At 72.6% G+C, this 23,498-nt stretch carries 18 protein-coding genes; 8 read left to right on the top strand and 10 right to left on the bottom strand.

From position 1 onward, the window contains the following. The first annotated feature begins 86 nt into the window (after window positions 1–86). The 4 genes from DY245_RS20130 (at window position 87) to DY245_RS20115 (ending at window position 6,397) form a co-directional block, all read left to right on the top strand. Window positions 87–1,418 (top strand): HoxN/HupN/NixA family nickel/cobalt transporter, encoded by a 1,332-nt coding sequence (locus tag DY245_RS20130; RefSeq protein ID WP_128508640.1) that lies wholly within the window; start codon window positions 87–89, stop codon window positions 1,416–1,418. Window positions 1,419–1,648: 230 nt separating this feature from the next. Next, a complete protein-coding gene (locus DY245_RS20125) occupies window positions 1,649–2,776 on the top strand; it encodes a serine hydrolase domain-containing protein (RefSeq protein ID WP_128508674.1) in 1,128 nt (375 codons plus the stop codon). 277 nt (window positions 2,777–3,053) lie between these two features. Next, window positions 3,054–3,854: an ABC transporter ATP-binding protein gene (locus DY245_RS20120; protein WP_128508673.1), complete on the top strand. Its 801-nt coding sequence runs from the start codon at window positions 3,054–3,056 to the stop codon at window positions 3,852–3,854. After that, window positions 3,854–6,397, top strand: a complete 2,544-nt coding sequence (locus DY245_RS20115) for an ABC transporter permease (RefSeq protein WP_181923772.1) — start codon at window positions 3,854–3,856, stop codon at window positions 6,395–6,397. The genes DY245_RS20120 and DY245_RS20115 overlap by 1 nt, the downstream gene beginning before the upstream one ends. 171 nt (window positions 6,398–6,568) lie before the next feature. Here the strand turns inward: DY245_RS20115 and DY245_RS20110 are convergent, their stop codons facing one another. Further along, complete coding sequence (locus DY245_RS20110) at window positions 6,569–7,177, bottom strand: TetR/AcrR family transcriptional regulator (protein ID WP_128508638.1); 609 nt, start codon at window positions 7,175–7,177, stop codon at window positions 6,569–6,571. A 156-nt stretch (window positions 7,178–7,333) separates the two neighbouring features. On the opposite strand from DY245_RS20110, the gene DY245_RS20105 reads away from it, so the two are divergent. Both DY245_RS20105 and DY245_RS20100 read left to right on the top strand, forming a co-directional pair. Next, entirely contained in the window at window positions 7,334–8,959 is a 1,626-nt protein-coding gene (locus tag DY245_RS20105; protein ID WP_244943152.1) for an APC family permease, read from the top strand. Between the two features lie 99 nt (window positions 8,960–9,058). Next, window positions 9,059–9,424, top strand: coding sequence for a DUF6234 family protein (locus DY245_RS20100; protein ID WP_128508637.1), 366 nt, complete (start codon window positions 9,059–9,061; stop codon window positions 9,422–9,424). A gap of 73 nt (window positions 9,425–9,497) precedes the next feature. Here DY245_RS20100 and DY245_RS20095 read toward each other — a convergent pair whose 3' ends face one another. The 6 genes from DY245_RS20095 to DY245_RS20070 all read right to left on the bottom strand — a co-directional run bounded on the left by DY245_RS20095 (window position 9,498) and on the right by DY245_RS20070 (window position 17,306). After that, the gene (locus DY245_RS20095; RefSeq protein WP_128508636.1) at window positions 9,498–10,304 is read right to left on the bottom strand and encodes an SDR family oxidoreductase; all 807 of its coding nucleotides are present in this window, start codon (window positions 10,302–10,304) and stop codon (window positions 9,498–9,500) included. Beyond that, window positions 10,301–12,385, bottom strand: a complete 2,085-nt coding sequence (locus tag DY245_RS20090; protein WP_244943151.1) for an acetate--CoA ligase family protein — start codon at window positions 12,383–12,385, stop codon at window positions 10,301–10,303. Before DY245_RS20090 ends, DY245_RS20095 begins: the two co-directional genes overlap by 4 nt. Continuing rightward, window positions 12,382–13,572, bottom strand: coding sequence for a Glu/Leu/Phe/Val dehydrogenase dimerization domain-containing protein (locus DY245_RS20085; RefSeq protein ID WP_128508635.1), 1,191 nt, complete (start codon window positions 13,570–13,572; stop codon window positions 12,382–12,384). The genes DY245_RS20090 and DY245_RS20085 overlap by 4 nt, the downstream gene beginning before the upstream one ends. Beyond that, on the bottom strand, window positions 13,569–15,212 hold the full coding sequence (locus DY245_RS20080; protein WP_128508634.1) for a 5-guanidino-2-oxopentanoate decarboxylase: 1,644 nt from the start codon (window positions 15,210–15,212) through the stop codon (window positions 13,569–13,571). Before DY245_RS20080 ends, DY245_RS20085 begins: the two co-directional genes overlap by 4 nt. Before the next feature lie 29 nt (window positions 15,213–15,241). Next, window positions 15,242–16,399 carry an acyl-CoA dehydrogenase family protein gene (locus tag DY245_RS20075; RefSeq protein WP_128508633.1) on the bottom strand — a complete coding sequence of 386 codons (1,158 nt, stop codon included), beginning with the start codon at window positions 16,397–16,399 and terminating at the stop codon, window positions 15,242–15,244. Window positions 16,400–16,526: 127 nt separating this feature from the next. Beyond that, window positions 16,527–17,306 carry an SDR family NAD(P)-dependent oxidoreductase gene (locus DY245_RS20070; RefSeq protein WP_128508632.1) on the bottom strand — a complete coding sequence of 260 codons (780 nt, stop codon included), beginning with the start codon at window positions 17,304–17,306 and terminating at the stop codon, window positions 16,527–16,529. Window positions 17,307–17,775: 469 nt separating this feature from the next. Between DY245_RS20070 and DY245_RS20065 the strand changes: the two genes are divergently transcribed. Then, window positions 17,776–19,995, top strand: a complete 2,220-nt coding sequence (locus tag DY245_RS20065; protein ID WP_128508631.1) for an NADP-dependent isocitrate dehydrogenase — start codon at window positions 17,776–17,778, stop codon at window positions 19,993–19,995. Between the two features lie 165 nt (window positions 19,996–20,160). Then, window positions 20,161–20,559: a VOC family protein gene (locus DY245_RS20060; protein WP_128508630.1), complete on the top strand. Its 399-nt coding sequence runs from the start codon at window positions 20,161–20,163 to the stop codon at window positions 20,557–20,559. A gap of 21 nt (window positions 20,560–20,580) precedes the next feature. Here DY245_RS20060 and DY245_RS20055 read toward each other — a convergent pair whose 3' ends face one another. The 3 genes from DY245_RS20055 to DY245_RS20045 all read right to left on the bottom strand — a co-directional run bounded on the left by DY245_RS20055 (window position 20,581) and on the right by DY245_RS20045 (window position 23,246). Then, window positions 20,581–21,279: an HAD family hydrolase gene (locus tag DY245_RS20055; RefSeq protein WP_128508629.1), complete on the bottom strand. Its 699-nt coding sequence runs from the start codon at window positions 21,277–21,279 to the stop codon at window positions 20,581–20,583. 281 nt (window positions 21,280–21,560) lie between these two features. Further along, window positions 21,561–22,265 carry a phosphatase PAP2 family protein gene (locus DY245_RS20050; RefSeq protein WP_128508628.1) on the bottom strand — a complete coding sequence of 235 codons (705 nt, stop codon included), beginning with the start codon at window positions 22,263–22,265 and terminating at the stop codon, window positions 21,561–21,563. Window positions 22,266–22,310: 45 nt separating this feature from the next. Next, window positions 22,311–23,246 (bottom strand): M56 family metallopeptidase, encoded by a 936-nt coding sequence (locus DY245_RS20045; RefSeq protein WP_128508627.1) that lies wholly within the window; start codon window positions 23,244–23,246, stop codon window positions 22,311–22,313. Between the last annotated feature and the right edge of the window lie 252 nt (window positions 23,247–23,498).

Below are 23,498 nucleotides of genomic sequence, written 5' to 3'. Positions count from 1 at the left end.
TAACCGACCGGTACATCTCTCCCGCCCTGCGGGTGCCTCCCCGACAAGGGAGGCACCCGCGGGGCACTCCTGATCGGAACGCCACTGTGCACACCCTCAGCCGCGTCTGCTCCAAGGCGGCCCGCCCCGTCCTCGTCGGCGTACTCACGACGCTGGCGCTGCTCGGTCTCGCGGGCACGGCGGACGCACACCCCTTCGGTACGCCGCCCGCCGCCCGGATCAAGGCTCACGGCAAGGCCGTCGAGGTCATCTGGTCGGCCGCGAAGGACGACCTGGCCGTACTCCGCAAGGAAGCCCACGCTGCCGACGAGTCCGAAGCGCGATACCTCGGCTCGCACATCCGGCTGAGCCAGGACGGCCGGCCCTGCCCACTGGATCACGCAGACACCACGCACCTCGTCCAGGACGGCGCCCGCCTCCGCTACCTCTGCCCCCGACAGGTGACCACGCTCGCCGTGACCATCACCGCACTCAACGACGTCGACCCGAAATACCGCACCATCTCCGTCACACCGTCGGGCAGCGGCGGTCTGCACACGGCCAAAGAGCCGACCCGTACGCTCACGCTCGCCCCGTCGGGCAGTGGCAACTCCGGTGCGGTGGCCGGGCCGCAGGGGCCGTTCAGCGTCTGGACGACAGACCTGTCCGGACTGCTCGCACACCGCGTCGTACTGCCCGTGGCACTCCTCGTCGCGGCGGCGGTGGGAGCCTTCCACGCCTGCGCCCCCGGACATGGGAAGACGCTCGCAGCCGGCTTCCTCATAGGCGGCCGGGGGAGAGCACGGGACGCGGTATGGCTCGGCGTCATCGTCGCCGTGATGCACACCGCATCCGTCGCCGCACTCGCCGTCGCATGGTGGCTCGCCGCGGACAACGCACCGGACATCGCAGCACTGACCGGCTGGCTACAACTGATCGCCGCGCTGGTCGTGGTCGCGGTCGGGCTCGGGCTGCTACGACGGCATCTGAGCAACCAACGGCATACGCACGGCCGTGGCCACAGCCACAGCCACGGTCACCACCACAGTCACGGCCGCGATCACAGCCACTCCCACCCCCACCCCCACCCCCTCCCCGGCACATCCCTGCTCACCTGGCGCGGCATCGCGCTCCTCGGCACGTCCGGCGGACTGCTGCCCTCCCCGTCAGCGTTCCTCGTCCTCCTCAGCGGACTGCTCACGGGCCGGGTGGGCGCCGCGGTGCTGATGGTGGCGGCGTTCGGACTCGGGATGGCGCTGACCCTGACCGGCGTCGGCCTCGCCGTGCTCCGGGGACGCGACGCGCTACTGACCCGCGCCACCAACTCACCGAAACTGCGCGCATGGACCGTACGAGCGCCGGTCATCGCCGCCTCGACCGTTGTGCTCGGCGGCGGCCTGGCCTCCGTACTCGCCCTCACGCGCGTTCTGGCTTCCTAGTCCTCGCGTGGCCGCTGGGGGGTGAACGGCCGCCCGAGGGCCGGGGGTTACCCCTACTTTGCAAGGGCCCGCTGTCCGGATGGTTCAGTGGATCTTGAGCGCGCAGGCTGAACGGGTCCGGATTTCCGAGGCACCGGCAGGGTGCACAAGGAGGGGTTCCCGTGCTCGATCGTTCTCATCAGGTTCCGCGTGTTCGCGTCTCGTCGTCCTGGCGGCGGCGGGGGATCGCGATGGCGGCGGTGATGGCCGCCGCCCTGGCCGTGGGCGGCACACTGCCCTCGTCCGCGGCGCAGGCCCGTGGCTCCGATGATGTCGTGCAGCAGGGTCTGGACCGCCTGGTGCACAAGGACAAGTACCCCGCCGCTCTGGCTGCCACCGTCGGCCGTGACGGGCGCACCCGTAACTACACTTCCGGCGTCGCAGACTTGAGGACCGGGGCGAAGGTGCCGGTCGACGGGCAGGTGCGGGCGGGGAGCAACACCAAGACGTTCACCGCCGTGGTCGTCCTGCAACTGGTCGGTGAAGGCAAGGTCGCTCTCGACGCCCCCATCGAGCGGTATCTGCCGAACCTGGTGCGGGGCGAGGGCATCGATGGCCGCCGCATCACGATACGTCAGCTGCTCCAGCACACCAGTGGACTGCCCAACTACACCAACTTCCTGGGGGACTTGACCGGCAAGGGCCGCCACACCTACGTCCAGCCCCGCACCCTGCTCGACGTGGGGCTGGCGCACAAGGCGCTGTTCGCTCCCGGGACCAGCTGGTCGTACAGCAACACCAACTACGTCCTGGCCGGCCTGCTCATCGAGAAGGTCACCAGCCGCCCGCTGGCCGAGCAGATCACCAAGCGGGTCATCGACCGGATCGGGCTGCGCCACACCTACTTCCCCGGTGTGGGCGACGAGCGCATCCGGGAAGCCCACCCCCAGGGCTACTTCGCGGCGAAGCCCGGAGGGCCGCTGGAGAACATCACGGAGATGGACCCCTCCTGGGGATGGGCCGCCGGGCAGGTGATCTCCACCCCGAGCGACCTGAACCGCTTCTTCGCCGCCCTGTTCGACGGCAAGCTGCTGCGGCCCGCGCAGCTCGCCCAGCTGCGCACCACCGTCAAGGTCCCCGAAAATGCCGGTATGGGGCCCGGCGTCCGGTACGGGCTGGGTGTGAGCAGCACGCCGCTGAGCTGTGGCGGCCTGATGTGGGGGCATGGCGGTGACATCCACGGCTACGCCACGCGCCCCGGTGTCACCGATGACGGCCGCGCCGTCACGGTCGCCGTCACCGCCGACGCAGGACCGCCCACCAAGCAGGGCCCCGTCGATGTCGAGGCCGTCCTCGACACCGCCCTGTGCAAGAAGTGACGGCCGGCGCTCCGTGGTGACCGTGCGGCATCGGCGGCCCTACCGGCTCCTGGCGGGCTCCGCAATGCCTGCTTGTGAGCATCCGGGGGTCGAGGGCGCCGGTGCCGCCCCGGGCGGAAAACGGTGCGGGATACCCCCACTCGCGGAGCCGGGGGATATCCCCACCCGCGGAGCCGGGGGCTACCCCCACCTCGAAGAGCCCGGCTGACTCCATGGTCGGCAAATAGCCCCCCGCTTAGTGTCGACAAGGTAGTTGACCAGCGAAGAAAGGGACACGATGGCCTGGCGCCGCGACCGCATGGACACCGAGCGGGATGGGGGTGGGCCCCCTGCAATCGAGCTGCGCGCCGTCACGCGCGCTCATGGACGGGGCGCCTCGGCCGTCCGGGCGCTGAGCGGGGTGGACCTGGCGCTGGCCCGGGGCAGCTTCACCGCGGTGATGGGCCCGTCGGGGTCGGGGAAGAGCACGTTCTTGCAGTGTGCGGCCGGTCTGGACCGGCCGACCTCGGGGCAGGTGCTGCTCGGAGGGGAGGAGATCACTCAACTGAGCGAGAACCGGCTGACGAAGCTGCGGCGCTCGCGCATCGGGTTCGTCTTCCAGTCCTTCAACCTCCTGCCCTCCCTGACCGTGCTGCAGAACGTCCTGCTGCCACAGCGGCTCGCGGGCGAGCGGCAGGACCGGCGGCGGGCGCAGCAGCTGCTGGCCGAGGTCGGGCTCGCAGAGCACGGGAGCAGGCGTCCGGGACAGTTGTCGGGCGGGCAGCAGCAGCGGGTGGCGATCGCCCGCGCGCTGATCACACAGCCGGAGGTGGTGTTCGCGGACGAGCCGACCGGCGCCCTGGACACCCGGTCCGCCGGGGAGGTCCTGGGTCTGCTGCGCCGTGCGGTCGACGCGATGGGTGCCACGGTCGTCATGGTCACCCATGACCCGGTGGCTGCGTCCCATGCGGACCAGGTGCTCTTCCTGGCCGAAGGGGCGCTGGTGGGGAATCTGTGGCGCCCTGATCCGCAGTCGGTGGCCGACCGGATGATGGCACTGACCGCTGCGGCCGGCGGGTTCGCCGGGGTGGCGGCGTGATGAACGGTCTTGCGCGGGCGTCCGTGCGCTTTCGGCCCGCGTCCTTCGTGGGCAGCTTTATTGCGCTGCTGCTGGGGGCGGCGATCATCACCGCCTGCGGGGCCCTGCTGCAGACCGGCATCACCGCGCATGTGGAGCCCGTGCGCTATGCGGATTCCCCGGTGGTGGTCTCCGGTGATCCCTACGCCCGGATCAGTTACCAGGGGAGCGAGGGAACGGAGTCGAAACAGAGCGCTCTGCCGGAACGCAGCCGCGTCGAGAGCGCACTGACGGCACGGATCGCCGCCCGCCCCGGAGTGGCCGCGGCCGTGCCGGACCTGTCCTTCCCCGTACAGGCGGAGAAGAAGTCAGGCGCACTGCCCGTGCTGACCGGACGGAACTTCTCAGCAGCCGCCCTCACCGCTCCCGGCTCCTCCGCTCCGGCCGAGGGACATGCACCCAGGGCCGGGGAGGTCGTACTGGAGGAGGCCGCCGCCCGCGCCGCCCACCTTGCGCCGGGCGACCGCGTCTCGCTGGCCGCCCCGGGCGGAAGCGGGAACTACGTGATCTCCGGGCTGGCCGCCGCGCAGGCCGACGGCCCGAGTGTGTGGTTCGCGGACGGTGTGGCCGAGCGGCTCTCCGGGCACCCGGGGACGGTGGACGCCATCGCCGTCAAGCCGCGCGACGGCATCACCACCTCCGCCCTGGCCGGGCAGGTCCGCCAGGCCGTGGACGGCCGCGCCGAGGTCGCCACCGGTGACGCGCGCGGGGCCGTCGAGGAGCCCGCTCTGGCCGAAGGCAGGACGGTCCTGATCGGGCTGGGCGGCTCCTTCGGCGGCATCGCCGCGATGACCGCCATCTTCGTCGTCATCGGCACGATCGCTCTGGCCATCGGTCAGCGTGCCCGCGAATTCGCCATGCTGCGCGCGGTCGGCGCGACCCCCGGGCAGATCCGTCGCACCATCGCCACCGAGGCGGTGATCCTCGCACCCGCCGCTGCGGCCCTGGGGGTGCTGCCGGGCCTGGCACTGGCCCGCTGGTGGTTCGGCGAACTCGTCGACCGCGGTGCCGTACCCGGGCAAGTGTCCCTGGACATCGGTGTGTTGCCGATGCTGGCCGCGGTGGGGACCAGCGTGCTGGCCGCGCTGACGGCCGGCTGGGTGGCCGCGCGCCGGCCCGCCAAGCTCCGCCCCAGTCAGGCGCTCGGGGAAGCCGCCGTGGAGCCCGCCCGGCCCGGCGTGACCCGGATCGTGATGGGCCTGGCCGCCCTCGCCGGCGGTGGTGCCCTGGCCGGTCTCGCCGCCCGACTCAACGGCAGCGACGCCGCCAACACCGCCCTCGGCGTGGTCATGTGCTTCCTGCTCGCCGTCGCCCTGCTGGGCCCCCTGCTGGCCCGCCTGTGCACGAGCGTCCTCGGCCTGCCCCTGCGGGCAAGCGCCGCCGGAGCCGCCGGCTCTTTGGCCGCCGACAACACCCGCGCCCAAGCACGCCGCCTGGCCTCCGCCATCACCCCGATCGTCATGGTCACCGCCTTCTGCGGAACGCTGATCTTCATACAGAGCACCATCCGCCACGCCTCCGCCCAGAACGTCAAGGTCGCAGCCGTCGCCGACCATGTGCTCGGCTCGACCGGCCCCGGCCTGCCCGCAGCCACCGCCGAACGAGCAGCCCGGGTACCGGGAGTGGAGTCCGCGACCGGAGTGCTGCGTACGGGGGCCGTCTACCGGTCCGGCAACGAGCTGTCCTCGACGACGGTCCTGGGCATCTCCGGTGACCCGGCCAAACTGCCCAAGGTGCTCGATCTCGGCGTGAACAGCGGGTCATTGAGCGCACTCGGGTCCTCCAGGGACACGGTCGCGCTGGACACCTCGCTCGCCGAAAGCCTCGGCGTGAAGACCGGCGACCGCGTCCCCCTGTGGCTGGGCGACGGCACCAAGGTCCGGCCCACCGTGGTCGCCACGTACGAACGCGGCCTCGGGGTGGGACAGGTCCTGATGCCCCGCGCCGCCGTCGCCCGGCACGTGAGCGCCGCCCTGGACGGCCAGGTCCTGGTCTCCGCCGCCCCCGGCGCCGACCCCAAGACCGTGGCCCGGCAGCTGGCCGCACTCTCCCCGCAGGCCACCGTCACCGACGCGGCCGGATACGGCGTCCAAGCCGACCGGAATCAGGAGCTCAGCTCCTGGGCCAACACCGTCATGGCCGCTGTCCTCGGCGGATTCGCCGCCATCGCGGCCGCCAACACCCTCGTGATGACCGTCCTCGACCGCCGCCGCGAAGTCGGCCTGCTCCGCCTCTCCGGCACCACCCACCGCCAAGTGCGCGGCATGATGCGCTGGGAAGCGCTCCTCGTCGCCGCATCCGGCCTCCTCCTCGGCAGCGCCATCGCCTGGACCACCCTCGTCCCCATCGCCCGCGGCCTCACCGGAGCCGCCCCCTACATCCCCACCGGCACCGCACTGCAACTGGCCGCGGGAGCCGTCCTCCTCGCCCTCGCCGCCACCGGCCTGCCCACCCGCGCACTGCTGCGCACCCGACCGATCGAAGCCGGCACGGCACGGCAGTGACGCCACCCACCGGCACCGCAGCCGAGGAGAGAAGAACCGTGCGCGGCGCACTTCACATCAAGCTCTGCGACGACTCGGCTCCCGCCCGAATTCGCAGGGGATCCTCGTATCAAGGCGCGCATCGCGGAATGCGAGGCCGAGCGCGCCGAACGGGTTCGTTCCCAGGGGCCGTCAGTCGTCCTGCTCGGCATCGAGGCCGAGTTCGCGGGTGAGGGCGTCCTCGACCCAGGTCTGCATGGTGCGGCGGGGCAGCGCACCCGCGTAAGTGATCGTCTGTACCGCGAATCCGTCGAGCAGCGCGGTCAGCCGCCATGCCGCGCCCTCCGGGTCGGCGCAGTCGAATTCGCCCGCCGCCGCGCCCTGTGCGATGACCTCGGCGAGCGCCGCCTTCCACTGCCGGTCGAGGTCCTGGGCCACCTCGCGCAGTACGGGCTCCCGCAGCGAGGCGGCCCAGCCCTCGATCCACAGCTTCCAGCCCTTGGCCTGCCCGGTGGGGGAGTACCAGCGAAGGGCGGCACGCAGCCGGCGCAGCGCGCTGCCGCGCCTGCCCAGAATCGACTGGAGATGGGCCAGGTCGGCCTCCGCCGCGTACTGGAAGGCCGCCGCGACCAGCTTTTCCTTGGTCGCGAAGTGGTAGAGCACCAGCGCGTTGCTCACCTTGAGTTCGGCGGCGACATCGGATACGCGCAGGGCCGCCACACCACGCCGCTCGATCTGTCCGACGGCGGCGCGCAGCAGTTCCTCGCGCCGTTCCTCCACGCTCAACCGTACCCTCGCCACTCCGTCACCCTACTCAGAACCGGTCGCCAGGGCTGAAGCGCCGTCGCCGGATCCGCCGGCGAAACCTGGTGACGACCTCTTGACCGGGCCGTGCGGCGCCCCGCACAGTCTGCTCTTACTAACTGTTCGTTCAGTCAGTTTACGGAGGTCGAGCCCGTGACCCCAGCACCACCGTCCCCAGGAACCAACGCCCCCGACCTGTCCGCGGGATGGCGCGAACAGCGCTCCCGGCTCCGTAAGGAGCTGCGCAGGCTCGATGTCTTCTTCTTCCTGATCTGCACCCTGGTCGGACTGGACACCATCGGCTCGGTGGCCGCCGCCGGGCCGCAGGGGCTGACCTGGATGGCGGTCCTGGCGCTGGTCTTCTTCCTCCCCTACGGGCTGCTCGTCGCCGAACTCGGCTCGACCTTTCCCGTCCAGGGCGGGCCGTACGTCTGGACCCGGCTCGCCTTCGGACGGCTGACCGCCGGCATCAACCAGGTCCTGTACTGGCTCTCCAACCCCGTGTGGCTCGGCGGCAGTCTCTGCATCATCGCCCTGACCACCTGGGAGCAGTTCTTCACCCCGCTGCCGGGCCTGTGGAAGTACGCCGCCGGGCTGGCGTTCATCTGGGCGGGAGCGCTGGCCGTCGTGCAGTCCGTACGGGTCGGCAAGTGGGTGCCCATCGCCGGCGCCGTCGCCCGGATCGTGCTGCTCGGCGTCTTCCTCGTCTCCGTCGTCGTCTACGCCGGCCGGCACGGGGTACACGCCCTGCCGGCCGGTGAGTTCGCCCCCACCTACGCCGGGTTCCTCGCCCTCGTACCGGTCCTGATCTTCAACTATGTCGGATTCGAACTCCCCAGCACCGCCGCTGAGGAGATGACCAACCCCAAGCGCGATATCCCGCTGTCCATCCTCCGCTCCGGGCTGGCCTCGCTGCTGCTCTACGGAGGCCCGATCCTCGGCATCCTCTTCGTCCTTCCCGCCGAGCGGATCGGCAGCCTGGGCGGCTTCATCGACGCCTGCAAGGCGGTGTTCACCGTCTACGGCGGCCATATCGCGGCCGACGGCACGGTCACGCTCACCGGCTTCGGTGCCGTCCTCGGCAGCATCGCCGCCGCGGGCCTGATCATCGGCCTGCTCACCAGCGGCGTCACCTGGGCGATGGGCGCGCACCGGGCCCAGGCCGTGGCGTGCGCGGACGGCGCGGGCCCGGCCTGGCTGGGCACCTTCTCCGAGCGCCACGGCACTCCGGTCCGGGTCAATCTGCTCTCCGCGGTGCTCGCCTCCGTACTGCTGATCGTCGCGCTCCAACTGACCGACGGCGACGGGGAGAAGTACTTCGCGGCCGGCCTCGGGCTGACCATCAGCACCACCTTCATCTCCTACGTCGTCACCTTCCCGAGCCTGCTGGTGCTGCGCCGCAAGTACCCGGACACCCCGCGCCCGTACCGTGTGCCGGGCGGCCGGGCCGGTGCCCGGCTGATCACCTTCCTTGCGACCGGACTTGTCGCCTTCACCGTCGTGGTGCTGATCTGGCCCGGATTCGGCGTCGGCTGGTTCGGCACCGGAGGCTCGGCCGCCGACTCGCTGCCCGAGGCCTTCGCCGGCCAGCGGCTGCAGTACACCCTCAGCCAGGTCGTACCGCTGCTGCTCTTCCTCGTGGTGGGCCTGTGCTTCGCCCTGCTCGGGGCGCCGGCACGGCGGCGGATGCGGGCGGGGGCCGCAGCGGGCGAACTGCCCGACGGCGACGGGCGGCAGGCTTCCCCGACGGGCCGTGCGGTGCGTTCGACCGGCCGGTGACCCCGAGTCTGCGGGCGGCCGGCACCGACACACCACCGGTACGGGGTCCTGAGTACAGATACTCAGGACCCCGTACCGCTGCGGAGGGAAGCTGAGCGCATGACCACCGGGCCCACACCGCCGACACCCCCGCACCGCGGAGGGGAAAACGGGGAGCGCGGACGGGCGCCGGCCGCCGACTTCGGGCCGGCGGTCGGTCTGCTCGTGCTGGACGTGATCGTCGTGCTCGTCACGCTGCTCCCGGTGATGAACGAGGCCGGATACCACTTCTTCGACACCGCCGCGAACAGCGATTTCGACAGCACGAGCACGGTGCTCACGCTGATCATCCTGGGCGCCGTGGCCGGGCTGTCGGCGTGGCCACTGCTGCGCGGCCGGTTCTTCATCAGCGGCTGGCTGCAGATCCTGGTCGCCGGGGGCCTGTGGGGCTGGACGCTGTACGGCGCGGCGCAGGGCGGCGCGTGAGGCTCTGCCCCAACGGCAGAGGACCGCACGCCCGCCCTGCCGAACCGACCCCGCTCGGACGTCGAACGGCAAGCTAGGCCGTTGCCGTCGCACTCCGCCCGTACACCTGCTTGCCGAGCCACTGGCCGCCGTCCACGGTCAGGCACTCGCCCGTGAGGTACGAGGCTCCCTCGCCGAGCAGGAAGAGCGCGGCGTCGGCGATCTCCCGGGGTGCGGCGAACCGGCCGGCCGGGACGCTGTCCAGGACCTCCTGACGGGCCTGCGGGGTCGCCCACAGGGCCGCGCCCGCGCCCTCGGTCTCCGTCGGGCCGGGGGCGAGGCAGTTCAACCGGATGCCCAGCGGGGCGAGTTCGACCGCCAGGGTCCGGGTCATGGCCAGCACGCCGGCCTTGGCCGCCGCGGAGTGCACCGTGCCGGGGTGGCCGTGCCAGGCGTAGGTCGCGATCACCGACAGGATCGATCCCGGCGTGCCCTGCTCGCGGAGTCTGCGGGCGACGGCCCGGGTGCAGTGGAAGGACCCGTTGAGGACGATGTCGACGACGGCGCGCCAGCCGTTGGGGCTCAGATCGATACCGGACGCGACGAAGTTCCCCGCGGCGTTGTTGACCAGCCCGTCCAGCGCGCCGAAGCGCTCCACGGAGCGGGTGACCAGCGCGTCGACGGCCGCCGGGTCGCGTACGTCGGTGGGTACCGCGAGCGCCTGTGCGCCGTCCGCCTCCAGAAGGCGGACCGTCTCCGCGAGCCTGTCCGGGGTGCGCCCGGCGACGACGACGTGTGCCCCGGCCGCACCCAGGGCGAGCGCGATGGCGCGGCCGATGCCGCTGCCGCCGCCGGTCACGAGGTAGGTACGGCCGTCGAATCCGGAAGTGGCGGGGGTCATGAGTGGTGGCCTTTCGTGACGGGGGCCGACGGGACGGCGTGTGCGTCGAGGGCGAGGGCGCCGCCCGGGTGGACGAGCAGCGGGTTGATTTCGATGTCGGTCAACTCGGGGTGATCGAGGGCCACGTGACCGAGGGTGACCAGGGCCGTGGCCGCGGCGTCCAGATCGACGGGCGGCGCGCCGCGCCAGCCGGTCAGCAGCGGGGCGCCGCGCAGCGAGAGCAGCAGCCGGCGGGCGCGGTCCACGGTGAGCGGCGCCAGGGCGAGCGCGGTGTCGGCGAGCAGCTCGGCGGTCACCCCGCCCAGACCGGCCAGCACCACGGGGCCGAAGGCCGGGTCACGCCGTACCCCGGCGATCAGCTCGACCGCATGCGGCGGCGCGGCCATCGCCTCGACGGCGAAGGACGCGGCGCCGGTCGCCGCGCGTACGGCGCCGAACGCGGCGCACAGCGCGGCCTCGTCCCGCAGGCCGAGCACCACGCCGCCCGCCTCCGTCTTGTGGGCCAGGCCCATGGCCTTGAGGACCACGGGATATCCGGTGCGGCGGGCGGCGCGCGCGGCCTCGTCGGCGGTGCCGACGAACACCGCCGCGGGGAACTCCACCCCGTAGGAGCACAGCAGCGCGCGCATCGTTGCGTACGTACCGTCGGGCACGCGCGGGGCGGTGCGCCCGGCCGGTAGCGGCACCGGGGGCGGCTCGGGGGAACCCGCCCGCCAGCGGGCGGCGTTGGCGAGCGCCGTGGCCGTCTGCTCGATCCGTTCGTAGACCGGGACGCCGTGGTCGCGCAGCACGGCCAGGGCGGCGGTGTCACGGGCCATCGAGTGCACCACGAGGGGCCGGCCGTGCGCCGTGACAAGGGCGGCGAGCGCACCCGCGGTCGCGCACTCGTGGCGTTCCTGGGCGGGATTGGCCGTCGCATAGTCGCCGAAGTAGCCGGTCAGCACGGCCGCATCGGCGTCACCGCTCGCGAGCAGGGTCTCGCTGATCCGTACGTAGTTGGCGAGATCGGCCTCGCCGGCGCCGGCGAGGTCGACCGGATTGCCGGCGTGGGAGCCCGGCGGCAGATGGTCCGCGACGGCCGCCGCGGTGGCGAGGGAGAGGCTCGGTACGTCGAGGCCGCAGGCGGTCAGCGCGTCCGCGGCCAGGGCGCCCTGACCGCCACTGTCCCCGGCCACCGCCACCCGCCGCCCCCGTGGCAGCGCGGGCGCCAGCAACGCGACGGCCGTGTCGACGAGTTCGCCCGCGCCGTGCAGCAGCAGCGCGCCCGCGTCCCGGCACACCGCCGCCACCGTGGCATGCGCGCTGACCAGGGCGCCGGTGTGGGAGGCGGCGGCCCGTCCGGCGGCCTCGCTGCGGCCGGCGGTCAGCAGCAGCACCGGCTTTCCCGCGGCCCGCGCGGCGCCGAGCGTACGGGCCATCCGCCGCCCGTCCCGGAAGTCCTCCACATACGCCGCGATGACCCGGGTCGCCGGATGCGGGATCAGCGCCTCCAGGGCGTCGGCGGCGTCGATGTCAGACTGGTTGCCCAGGGAGACGAAACGGGAGATGCCCTGGCCCGCACGGGCGAGCAGCCGCGCCGTCTCCAGCGCGAGATTGCCGCTCTGGGACACCATGCCCACCTCCCCGCGCGGGAAGTCGCCCCAGGTCAGCCGCAGATCGCTGCCGGTGTCGACGACACCCATACAGTTGGGGCCGAGCAGCCGTCCCCCGTGCGCGGTGACCAGCGCCGCCAGCTCACGGTCCTCGGCCGCCGCACCGGCCCCCGAGGTGATGACGGTGAACCAGCGGGCCCCCGCGGCCACCCCGTCGACGACGACCTGACGGACGCCGGACGGCGGTACCGCGACAACGATGTGCTCAAGAGCACCGGGCAGCGCGTCCAGACCAGGGAGGAAGGGCACGCCCTGGAGGCTGCCGCCGCGCCGGTTGACGAGATGGACACTGCGGCGGTGCCGGCCGGTCAGCGCCCCGGCGGCGAGCCAGTAGCCCCACTTCTGCGGGTTGTCGGACGCCCCGACGACCGCGACGCTGCGCGGGTCGAACAGCGGCTCCCAGGGGCCGTCGGACGGCCGGCCGGTCACCGGTGGCTTCCGTAGCGTGCGGCGATCTCCGGCAGCCGGTCGGTGACCAGCGCATGCGCGGCCGCGCGCGGAGTGCTGCCGTCGGCCGCGGCGCGCGCCAGCATCCGGTCGATCAGCGCCCGCATCGAGCGGCGTATATGCGCGAAGGCCTCGTCCGCGTCCGCGCCGATGTCGCCGAAGAGCGTCCACCACCACCAGGCGTTGGTACCGGAGTTGACGACCACGTCCGGCAGTACGGTGATCCCGCGGGCGGCAAGCAGCGCCTCGGCCTTGGGCACCACCGGCATATTGGCCGCCTCCACGATCCAACGGGCGGTGATCCGCGCCTGGTTGGCGGCGGTCACGCAGTACGACACCGCCGCCGGGACGAGCACCTCGGCGTCCGCGGACAGCCAGGCCTCCGGGGGCAGTTCGACATCACCGGGACGCAGCGCCGTACGGTCCATCGCGCCGAACGCGTCCCGGCCGCGCAGCAGCGCCTCGACGTCCAGTCCGCCGGGGTTGGCGACGGTCCCCTTCACATCGGCGACGGCCACGATCCGCAGCCCCGCCCGCGCCAGGAACCGTGCGGTGGCGCCCCCCATCGTGCCCAGCCCCTGGAGGGCGACCCGGGTTCCGGCGTACGGGGTCCCGGCCCGGTCCAGCGTCGCCAGCACCGCCTCGGCGACCCCGCAGCCGCCGGCCAGCTCGTCCAGCCCGATGCCGTCGACCTCGACGGCGAAGGCGTCGGCGAGCCGCTGCCGGGCCGCGCGCTCGTCGTCCAGCAGCGGATAGACGGCCTGGATGGAGGAGACCAGACCGGCCTCGGCGGCCGCCTTGTCGACCAGGTCCTGGGTCAGCCCCAGGTCCTCCCCGGTCGTCCAGAACTGCTCGATGTACGGGCGCATCGCCCGCAGATAGCGGGTCAGTACGCCATAGGCCTCCGGGGCGTGCGGATCGCAGTCGATGCCGCCCTTGGCGCCGCCGAGCGGGATATAGCGGGCGTCTGGGTCGTAGTGCAGCGCCTCCTTCATGGTCATCCCGCGGGCGAGCCCGGTGACCTCTTCGAGGGTGCAGCCCGCGCGCATCCGCAGCCCGCCGCTGGACACCCCGCGTACCAGCCGGTCGATGACGAGGTGGCCGCGGTGGCCGGTGACCTGGTCGGTCCAGGTCAGGGAGATCAGCGGGGCGGTGCCGTTCGCACTCACAGGTCGGTCTCCTCGGTGGGGTGGGCCGGTTCGCGGTGGTCCGCCGGCTCGGGGACGGTGATCACGGTGGGGCCCGGCACGGTCAGGGCGGTGCGCAGGGCTTCGGCGAGCGCGGCGGGGGTGGTCGCGCGGGCGCCGTGTCCGCCGTACGCGCGGGCCAGTGCGCCCAGGTCGAGCGGCGGATGGTCGACGGCCACGGGGGCGTCGCCGCGGGCGGCCATCTCGTCGCGGATCTCCCCGTAGCCGCCGTTGTCGAAGACCACGACCGGCAGCGGCAGCGCCAGGCCGGCCGCGGTGGCCAGTTCCTGGACGGTGAACTGGAATCCGCCGTCCCCGCTGAGCGCGACGACCGGCCGCTCGGGGGCGCCCGCTTTGGCGCCGATGGCGGCGGGCAACGCATAGCCCAGGGTGCCGAATCCGGTGGGGTGGAGGTAGCGGCCGGGCGGGTCGACGGGCAGGTGCGGCAGCGCGCCGTAGTAGCAGCACTGCGCGCTGTCGGAGGTCAGCACGGCCCCGGGCGGGAGGACGGACCGGATCGCGGCGAGGAACGGCAGCCGGCGCCCGTCGCGCCCGCCGGCCGTCCCCGCGTCGGCCTCGGCGCGCAGCGCGGCGGCGTCCACGGGGGCGGGGGCGGTGGTGGAGCCGTCCTCGTCCCGCACGCGGGGCAGTTCGTCCAACAGCGCCCGCAGCGTCTCCCGCGCCTCGCCGACCAGCGCAATGTCCGCGGGCAGCACCGCGTACATCTGCGCCGGGTCGATATCGACCCGGATCAGGGTGCCGGTGAGCGCGGGCGGGGCGGACCACAGGTCGGACTCGGCGAGTTCGGTGCCGACGGCGAGGACGGCGTCGCTGCCGGCCAGCCACTTCTGCACGGCCGGGGTGTGCAGCCGGACGCCGAGCGCGCGCGGATGGGACTCCGGGAAGGCCCCCTTGCCGTTCGCGGTCGTCGCCACCGCCGCGCCCAGCCGCTCGGCCAGTGCCAGCGCCTCGGCCCCCGCCCCGTGGGCGCCGCCGCCGAGCACCAGAGCGGGACGGCGCGCCCGGCGCAGCGCCTCGGCCGCCTCCCGGAGCGCCTCCGGCCGTGGGCGGACCGGCAGATGCGGTGGCGCCACTCGGGGCGCGCCAGCCGGTTCGGCGGCCGTCAGCAGATCGAGCGGTACCTCGATATGGACGGGGCGGGGCCGCTGCGTACGGAACAGTGTGAAGGCGCGGGCGACGGCCGCACCGATCTCCTCGACCGAGGAGACCCGATGGCTGAAGGCGGTGATATGCCGGAACGCCTCGGTCTGGCTGGGCATTTCGTGCAGCATCCCGGTGGCCAGTCGAGGGTGGCGCAGCGGCATACCGGGGGAGACGACCAGCAGCGGAACGCTGTCGGAGTACGCCTGGCCGACCGCGGCCGCGATGTTCAGCAGGGCGGGCCCGGTGGTGGTGATCGCGACTCCGGGGCGGCCGGTGGCACGGGCGTAGCCGTCGGCGGCATAGCCGGCGCCCTGCTCGTGGCGGGGCGCGAGGTGCCGGATGCCGTACGGCGCGAGATGGCGGTAGATCTCCAGGTTGTGGGTGCCGGGGATGCCGAAGGCGAGGTCGGTGCCATGGGCGGCCAGCGCCCGGACGAGCGCCTCCCCGCCGGTGAGCACCGAGGAGCCCGTCCCGGTGCCGCATCCCCTCACAGTCCCCGCCCGATGACGAGCCGCATGATGTCCGAGGTGCCTTCCTCGATCTCCTCCAGCCGGGCGTCGCGCATCCACTGCTCGACCGGGTACTCGCGCGAGTACCCCCAGCCGCCGAGCGTCTGCACCGCGGCCCAGGTGCAGTAGGCGGCGGTCTCCGAGGCCGTCAGCTTCGCCATCGCGGCCTCGGTCGTCGCCTCCAGACCGGCGTCCAGCCGCTTGGCGGCGCGCCAGGTCATCAGCCGGGCCTGTTCCAGCCGCGTCCGCATGTCCGCGAGACGGAAGGCGACGGCCTGGTGCTCGATGATCGGCTTGCCGAACTGGGTGCGCGTACGGGCGTACTCGACGGCGTACTCGTACGCGGCCCGGGCCACGCCCGTCGCGGCGGCGCCCAGCACCGTGCGGGAGATGTCGAAGGTGCGCATCAGACCGCGGAACCCCTGGCCTTCGTCGCCCAGGCGCTGCTCGGCGGGCACAAAGGCGTCCTCGAAGAAGATCTCCCGGCAGACGATGGCCCGCTGGCCCATCTTGCGCATCGGCTCGCCGAAGGTGACGCCTTCGGTGTCCTTGCGGAGCAGAAACGCCGTCACGCCCCGGGAGCGCAGGGCGGGGTCGGTCTTGGCGAAGACGACGTACTGCTCGGCCTCGCCCGCGTTGGAGATCCAGGCCTTCTGGCCGCTCAGCAGATAGCCGCCGTCGACGGGGGTCGCGGTGGTGGTGATGCCTGCGGCGTCCGAGCCGGCACCCGGCTCGGTGGTGGCAAGCGCGGTCATCGGGGTGCCGGGCCCGGCGAGCGGGGTGAGCCAGGTGTGCTGCTGCTCCTTGGTGCCGAGGGCGAGCACCGGGTCGGCGAAGAACCCGTTGGAGCAGAGCAGATTGCCGATGCCGAGGTCGCCGACGCACAGCTCCTCCTGGACCAGGACCTGGCTGAAGACATCGGTGAAGCCGCCGCCTCCGTACTCCTCGGGGAGCATGAATCCGGTGATGCCGACCTCGGCGGCGGAGCGCCACAGGTCCCACGGGGTGACGGTGTCCGCCTCGTCGACGGCGCGGGCCCGCGGGCGGATCTCGTCGCGGGCGAAGGCACGGGCGAGGTCGATGATGTCGGACTGTTCGGGGGTGAGCGGGACCAGTTCGGTGGGGAGCGCGGACATGGTGCCTCCAGGCGGGCGGCGGCGCGGGAAATAACTGAACCGCGAGTCAGTATCTGGAGCGGTCGGCGGCCGTGTCAACGGATCTGTTGCTGAATTGTGGTTCAGTAATCGGCGGGCTGCCGGCCGGTCACGTCACCGAGAACCCACCGTCCACGAACACCGTCTGCCCGGTCACATACGCCGCCCCCGGACCGGCCAGGAACACCGCCGCGCCCGCGAAGTCGTCCAGTTCGCCGTTGCGCCCGGCCATCGTCCGGCGCGCCATCGCCTCGGTGCGCCCGGCGTCGGCGAACACGGCCTCGTTCAGCGGGGTACGCACGAAGCCGGGCGCCAGCGCATTGACGCTCACGCCGTGCCGCGACCAGGCCTCCGCCTGGGAGCGGGCCAGCGCCGCCAGCCCCGCCTTGGACACCCCGTACGCACCGCTGTTGCCGAACGCCCGGACCGCCTGCTGCGAGGCGATATGGATGATCCGCCCCCAGCCGCGCTCCGCCATACCGGGCCCGAAGCGCTGCCCGAGCAGAAACGGCGCTTCCAGGTTGACGGCCATCGTGCGATCCCAGTCGGGCGTGGTCAGATCGCCCATCGGTGGACGGGGGTTGACCCCGGCGGCATTGACGAGGATGTCGGGCTCGCCGTGCCGCCGCACCATCTCCTCGGCTCCCTGGCCTACCGCGTCCCGGTCGCCCAGGTCGGCAGCGAGCCAGTCCGCCGTACAGCCCGCCGCACGCAGCTCCGCGGTGGCCGCCCGCAGTGGCTCCGCGCGCCGGGCCAGCAGCACCACCTCGGCCCCGGCGCGGCCCAGCGCCTCGGCGATGGCCCGGCCGATACCGGAACTGCCCCCGGTGACCAGGGCGGTGCGGCCGGCGAGGGAGAAGAGCGCGTCGAGATAGGCGGTGGTGGTCATGGCGTGCAATGCCTCCTGGCGTGCGGCCCGTGCGGGATCGATACCGGGCGTCCGCCGCGACGATCACGCATCATCCCGGCGCCCGGCAACCCGCCGCACGACCTGGAGCAGATACTCCTTGCGATGGAGCGGATCACGGTCCGTACGCGGCCGGGTCGGGATCGCGCCCCGGACCGGCTGATACCGGTCGAAGCCACACTCCATTACGCCCTCGCCGCGGGTCACACCGGAGGCACCAGCGCCCGCCCGGTCTGCGCCGCCGGCTCGCCGCGCAGCCGCCGGTAGGAGAGGGTCGATGTGTCTTCGGCGTACGCAGCGGGCGCGCTCGGCGGGCAACCGGTTTTTCCCGGTCGGATCGGGTCGGAACGGGTTCCTCCGGTTTTGCCCGGGGCGGGCCCCTGTCGAACGGAGGTCGCTCACGAGATATCTTGATGTCGAGCAATGTTGCAGACGTGGAGCGGAGCACCCGGTGACTGACTCGACCATCATCTACACCCACACTGACGAGGCCCCGGCCCTGGCGACGTATTCGTTCTTGCCTGTGGTCCAGGCATACGCGTCGACGGCCGGCGTCAGCGTGGAGACCCGTGACATCTCCCTGGCCGGGCGCATCATCGCGAGCTTCCCCGAGCGTCTCGAGGAGGGCCAGCGCATCGACGACGCCCTCGCCGAGCTCGGTGAGCTGGCCAAGACCCCCGAGGCCAACATCATCAAGCTGCCGAACATCTCGGCGTCGATCCCGCAGCTCAAGGCCGCGATCGCCGAGCTGCAGGAGCAGGGCTACGCGCTGCCGGACTACCCGGACGACCCGAAGACCGACGAGGAGCGCGACATCCGCGCCCGCTACGACAAGGTCAAGGGCAGCGCCGTCAACCCGGTGCTGCGCGAGGGCAACTCCGACCGCCGCGCCCCGGCGTCGGTGAAGAACTACGCCAAGGCGCACCCGCACCGTATGGGCGAGTGGTCGGCCGGCTCGAAGACCAACGTCGCGCACATGGACAACGACGACTTCCGCTCCACCGAGAAGTCCGCGGTCATCGCCCGGCCCGGCTCGCTGCGCATCGAGCTCTCCGGCGACGACGGCAGCACCACCGTCCTGCGCGAGTCGGTCCCCGTCCTGGAGGGCGAGGTCGTCGACGCATCCGTCATGCGCGTCGCCGTGCTGCGTGAGTTCCTCACCGCGCAGGTCGCCCGCGCCAAGGCCGAGGGCGTGCTGTTCTCGGTGCACCTGAAGGCCACGATGATGAAGGTCTCCGACCCGATCATCTTCGGCCACGTGGTGCGGGCCTTCTTCCCGAAGACCTTCGCCGAGCACGGCGAGACCCTCGCCGCCGCCGGCCTGACCCCGAACGACGGTCTCGGCGGCATCCTCAAGGGCCTGGAGTCGCTGCCCGAGGGCGCGAAGATCAAGGCGTCCTTCGAGGCCGAGCTCGCCGAGGGCCCCGACCTGGCGATGGTCGACTCCGACCGCGGCATCACCAACCTGCACGTACCGAGCGATGTCATCGTCGACGCCTCCATGCCGGCCATGATCCGCACCTCCGGCCACATGTGGGGCCCCGACGGCCAGGAGCACGACACCCTCGCGGTGCTCCCCGACAGCAGCTACGCCGGCATCTACCAGGTCGTCCTCGACGACTGCCGCGCGCACGGCGCCTACGACCCCTCGACCATGGGCTCGGTGCCGAACGTCGGCCTGATGGCGCAGAAGGCCGAGGAGTACGGCAGCCACGACAAGACCTTCGAGATCCCCACCACGGGCACCGTGCGGGTCCTCGACGACAACGGCAACGTCGTGCTCGAGCAGGCCGTGGGCGCCGGCGACATCTTCCGGATGTGCCAGACCAAGGACCTGCCGATCCGCGACTGGGTCAAGCTCGCCGTCACCCGCGCCCGCGCGACCGGCGACCCGGCGGTGTTCTGGCTCGACGAGGACCGCGCGCACGACGCGCAGCTGATCCAGAAGGTCAAGGCGTACCTCGCCGAGCACGACACCGACGGCCTGCAGATCGAGATCATGGCCCCGGTGCACGCGATCAAGTTCTCCCTCGACCGCATCCGCCGCGGCGAGGACACGATCTCGGTCACCGGCAACGTGCTGCGCGACTACCTGACCGACCTGTTCCCGATCCTGGAGCTCGGCACCAGCGCCAAGATGCTCTCGGTCGTCCCGCTGATGAACGGCGGCGGCCTGTTCGAGACCGGCGCCGGCGGCTCCGCACCCAAGCACGTCCAGCAGCTCGTCAAGGAGGACTACCTCCGCTGGGACAGCCTGGGTGAGTTCCTCGCGCTCGCGGTCAGCTTCGAGCACCTCGCCCAGAAGACGGGCAACGCGCGCGCCCAGGTGCTCGCCGACACCCTCGACCGGGCGACCGGCGCCTTCCTCAACGAGAACAGGTCGCCCAGCCGCAAGCTGGGTGGCATCGACAACCGCGGCAGCCACTTCTACCTCGCGCTGTACTGGGCGCAGGAGCTGGCGAAGCAGACCGACGATGTCAAGCTTGCCGAGGCGTTCGCCCCGCTCGCCAAGGCGCTCGCCGAGCAGGAGCAGACCATCGTCGACGAGCTGATCGCGGTCCAGGGCTCGCCGGTCGACATCGGCGGCTACTACCGGCCCGACGCCGAGAAGGCCTCGGCCGTCATGCGTCCGTCGAAGACCTTCAACCAGGCCCTCGCGACCCTCGCCTGACGCGTCAGCGCACCAACCCCGTTCCGCCCCGGCCGGCACTTCGCCCGGCCGGGGCGGCTTCGTTTCCGCCGCCGGGCGGACTTCGCGACACTGCGCGAGCGGGCGGCCGCCGTCGGAGGTAGCGTCGGTCCGGCAGCGCACGTACGACATCTCACGGGGGTATCGATGGAACTCGCCCAGATCCGCCTGCTGGTCACCGACTTCCGCGGCTGTTACCGCTTCTACCAGGATGTCCTGGGGCTGAAGCCGCAGTTCGAGGCCGAGGACGGCCCGTATGCGAAGTTCAGCTGTGATGGCGGCTCCGCGGGTATCGCGTTGCAGGGGCGCGCACAGATGGGCCAGGTCCTCGGTGAGCTGTCGGCGGCGCCGGCCGGATACCGGTCCCTTGTCGTCCTGCGGGTCGACGACCTCGACAGTTACTGCGCGGAGATCACCGCGCGCGGCGCCGTCCTCGCCCACGGCCCGGCCCCGATGACGGACCGGATGCGGGTCGCCCACCTCAAGGACCCCGAAGGCAACCTCGTCGAGCTCCAGCAATGGCTGGCTCTGCGGGCGGCGGACTGACCCCGCCCGGCGCCCGAACCCTCAGCCCACGAGGTCCAGCACCGGGCGCAGGCCGTCCGGGCGCCGGTCCACCGGCAGATGGTCCACCCACATGAAGGCGCAGCCCAGCGCCGTGGCCCCGCCGTCCGCCGTGCGGTCGTCGCCCACCATCAGCACGGCGGACGGATCCAGCCCCAACTCCCGGCAGGCGACGGCGAAGAGCCGCGGGTCCGGCTTCTGGATGCCCTGCTCGTAGGACAGCACACAGCAGTCCACATAGCGGTCCAGACCGTGCGCCCGCAGCACCGGCCGCAGATCCCAGCCGATATTGCTCAGTACGCCGATCCGGGTGCCGCGCCGGTGCAGTTCCGCCAGCACCCCGGCGGCGTCCGGGTAGGGGTGCCAGGCGTCCGCCGTCATATGGCGGTCGTAGAGCGCGTCGTACAACTCCGGCCGGGGGAGCGGGACTTGGCGGGCCAGGCCGGTGTACACCGCGCGGTGGTGGCGGGCGTCGCGGTCGCGGATCTCCCACAGGCCGGCCAGGCCGGCGGGGATCTCGACGGGCGAGGAGCCGCCGGGCAACGCGCCGGCCCGTTCCAGCTCGGCCGCCCGGCGGGCGATCTCCGCCTCGTCCATGTCCGTGCCGGACGCGGACAGGGCCGCGCGCAGCCAGGACTCGGCGGACTCGATCCGCAGCAGGGTCCCGGAGAAGTCGAAGAGCACACCCTCGATCGTGGTCATGACGGCCATCCTGCCCCGCGCACGGCGCCGGGCCGATCCGTCCGCGGTAAGGGCTGTCCCGTAATCCCTGGCGGGCGCACGACGACAGCTACGGCACTCCCCCAGCTAACGCTGGGAGGTGCCCCCACGCCGCGTTGTCGGAATATCCGGATACGCCCAGTATCCGGACGTCCCTCCGCCTTGCGATGCAGCTCGGCATCCAGGGCACGAAGGCAAGAGCCGAGACGGAGCGAGCGCAGCGAGTGCAGTGCATCTGACGCCGTGCGCTGCTCCACCAGGGATTACGGGACAGCCCTTACACAGCCGTGGTACGCCGCTGCCGCCCCGGCCACCAGGGCGCCGCCCAGCAGCCAGCCGCCGACGACGTCCGACGGCCAGTGCACGCCCAGATACACCCGGGTGAAGCCGACGCCGACGACCGAGACCACGACCACCGTACGGGCCGTCCACCGCCACAACGGGCGCGCCCCGTGCAGCCGCAGCAGCCAGAGCACCAGGGCGCCCGCGACCAGCACCGACATCGCGTGCCCCGAGGGGAACGCCGCGTAGTGCGCGGAGTCCACCGGATCCGGCCAGACGGGGCGCGCCCGGCCCACCACCGCCTTCAGCCCCTGTTGCAGCCCCGTACCGGCGAGCGCGGTGGCCGCCACCCAGACACCGAGCAGCCGCGCACCCCGCCGTACGAGCAGACCGACCGCCGCCGCGAGCACCACGCGCATCGTCCACGGATCCCACACCCAGTCGGTGAGCACCCGGTTGAGGCGGGTCCAGCCGGGCGCGGCGACCGCCGTACGGTGCAGCGCGCCGGTCACGGCCGCGTCCAGGGACAGCAACGGGCCCCAGCGCAGGACGACCAGGGTGAGCAGCAGGGTGAAGAGAGCGGCGAGGAGCAGCGCCCGGCGCAGCGCGGGGGGAGCGGGCGCGAAGGCGAAGGGGCCGTCGCCCACGGTGGACGTCCGGACGGTGGGGCGCGGCGTCGGCGGCATGGGACGATCCTCGCCGATACCGGGCGCCACGGGCGAGGCCGCGCCCTACGTCAGCGCGCTCAGCCCGGGGATGAACGTCACCAGCAGCGGCACCGCGGGCACCAGCGCCGCGTACGCCGTCATCCGCAGCCGGCGGCCCGGCGTGAAGCGCGGCGCGGGGGACAGCAGCCGGTCCACCCGCTGTGGTACCTGGGCGAGTTGGGCGGGGCAGGGGCCGAACACCCCGCGGTCCTCGTTGAGTTCGACCAGTGCCAGGGCGATGGTCAGCCGGCCGAAGCGGCGCGAGGCCACATCGTCGGCGGCGAGTTCGACCAGCCGGTGCACCTGGTCGCGGAACGCGGCGAACACCGGGATCTGCGGAAAGCCGACGGCCAGCGCCGAGGCGCAGTACAGCAGCAGATCGTGCCGGGCCCGCACATGGCCCTGCTCATGGGCGATCAGCGCATCGAGCTGACGGCCTTTCAGCCGTCGCAACGCCGAGGTGGTGATGACCAGTTGGGGCGAGGAGTGCTGTAGCCACCACGCCCCCGGGCGGTCGCCCTCCAGGACGACCAGCCGCTCCCCGAGGGGCTCCTCACCGGGCAACAGCGGGGAGCGCAGCAGCAGATCCGCCCGGCGCTGCCGGCGGCGGGCCCGCGCCGCCCGTACCTCGCGGGTCAGTGTGACGGCCGTCCATGCGCCGCCGCCCGCCAGGAGGAGGGCCAGTACGCCGGCCCAAGGCCCGTATCCCTTGAGGGCGTACGCCTCGACGACCACCCGTGGGGCGAACCTGAACACCGGACTGCGGACGGCCTCCCAGGCGGCGGCCGCGCTCAGTGACATCGCGAGCACACAGCACAGCAGAACGCCGGCGACCACGCACTGCCACACCCACAGTGCGAGCACCGGTTCACGGTCGGGCCAGTCGGAACGGGCCATCAGCCGCGGCGCCGTTGCCGCGGCCAGCACGCCGAGAATCATCAGCGCGAGGGGGACCATCATGGCGTCAGCCTATGAGCGGACGACTACTCGTTGGTACGGCCGCGCGACGGAAGTGATGTACGCCACCCTGGTCCGAGGTGTGTGTCGCGGACCCCGTGCGAGCTAGCCCGCCGGCCGCCGCGAGGGCCTCCGCGCAGCTCACAGCGCCAGCAGCATCGCCAGCATGCCGATGCCCATCGTCACCCGGCAGGCCCGCAGCACCCCGGCCGGCCCGGCACCCGCCGCCGCCGCCGGCCCGCCCGCCACCGGCCC

This window comes from Streptomyces inhibens (assembly GCF_003389455.1).
GTDB classification, from domain to species: Bacteria; Actinomycetota; Actinomycetes; order Streptomycetales; family Streptomycetaceae; genus Streptomyces; species Streptomyces inhibens.
This window is presented reverse-complemented; position numbering and strand designations above follow the sequence as displayed.

Bases quoted from the DNA above. Each gene is read 5' to 3' on its own strand.
- DY245_RS20125 (WP_128508674.1), top strand. From the start codon at position 1,649: ATGGCGGCGGTGATGGCCGCCGCCCTGGCCGTGGGCGGCACACTGCCC.
- DY245_RS20120 (WP_128508673.1), top strand. From the start codon at position 3,054: ATGGCCTGGCGCCGCGACCGCATGGACACCGAGCGGGATGGGGGTGGG.
- DY245_RS20115 (WP_181923772.1), top strand. From the start codon at position 3,854: ATGAACGGTCTTGCGCGGGCGTCCGTGCGCTTTCGGCCCGCGTCCTTC.
- DY245_RS20100 (WP_128508637.1), top strand. From the start codon at position 9,059: ATGACCACCGGGCCCACACCGCCGACACCCCCGCACCGCGGAGGGGAA.
- DY245_RS20095 (WP_128508636.1), bottom strand. From the start codon at position 10,304: ATGACCCCCGCCACTTCCGGATTCGACGGCCGTACCTACCTCGTGACC.
- DY245_RS20075 (WP_128508633.1), bottom strand. From the start codon at position 16,399: ATGTCCGCGCTCCCCACCGAACTGGTCCCGCTCACCCCCGAACAGTCC.
- DY245_RS20070 (WP_128508632.1), bottom strand. From the start codon at position 17,306: ATGACCACCACCGCCTATCTCGACGCGCTCTTCTCCCTCGCCGGCCGC.
- DY245_RS20060 (WP_128508630.1), top strand. From the start codon at position 20,161: ATGGAACTCGCCCAGATCCGCCTGCTGGTCACCGACTTCCGCGGCTGT.
- DY245_RS20055 (WP_128508629.1), bottom strand. From the start codon at position 21,279: ATGACCACGATCGAGGGTGTGCTCTTCGACTTCTCCGGGACCCTGCTG.
- DY245_RS20050 (WP_128508628.1), bottom strand. From the start codon at position 22,265: ATGCCGCCGACGCCGCGCCCCACCGTCCGGACGTCCACCGTGGGCGAC.
- DY245_RS20045 (WP_128508627.1), bottom strand. From the start codon at position 23,246: ATGATGGTCCCCCTCGCGCTGATGATTCTCGGCGTGCTGGCCGCGGCA.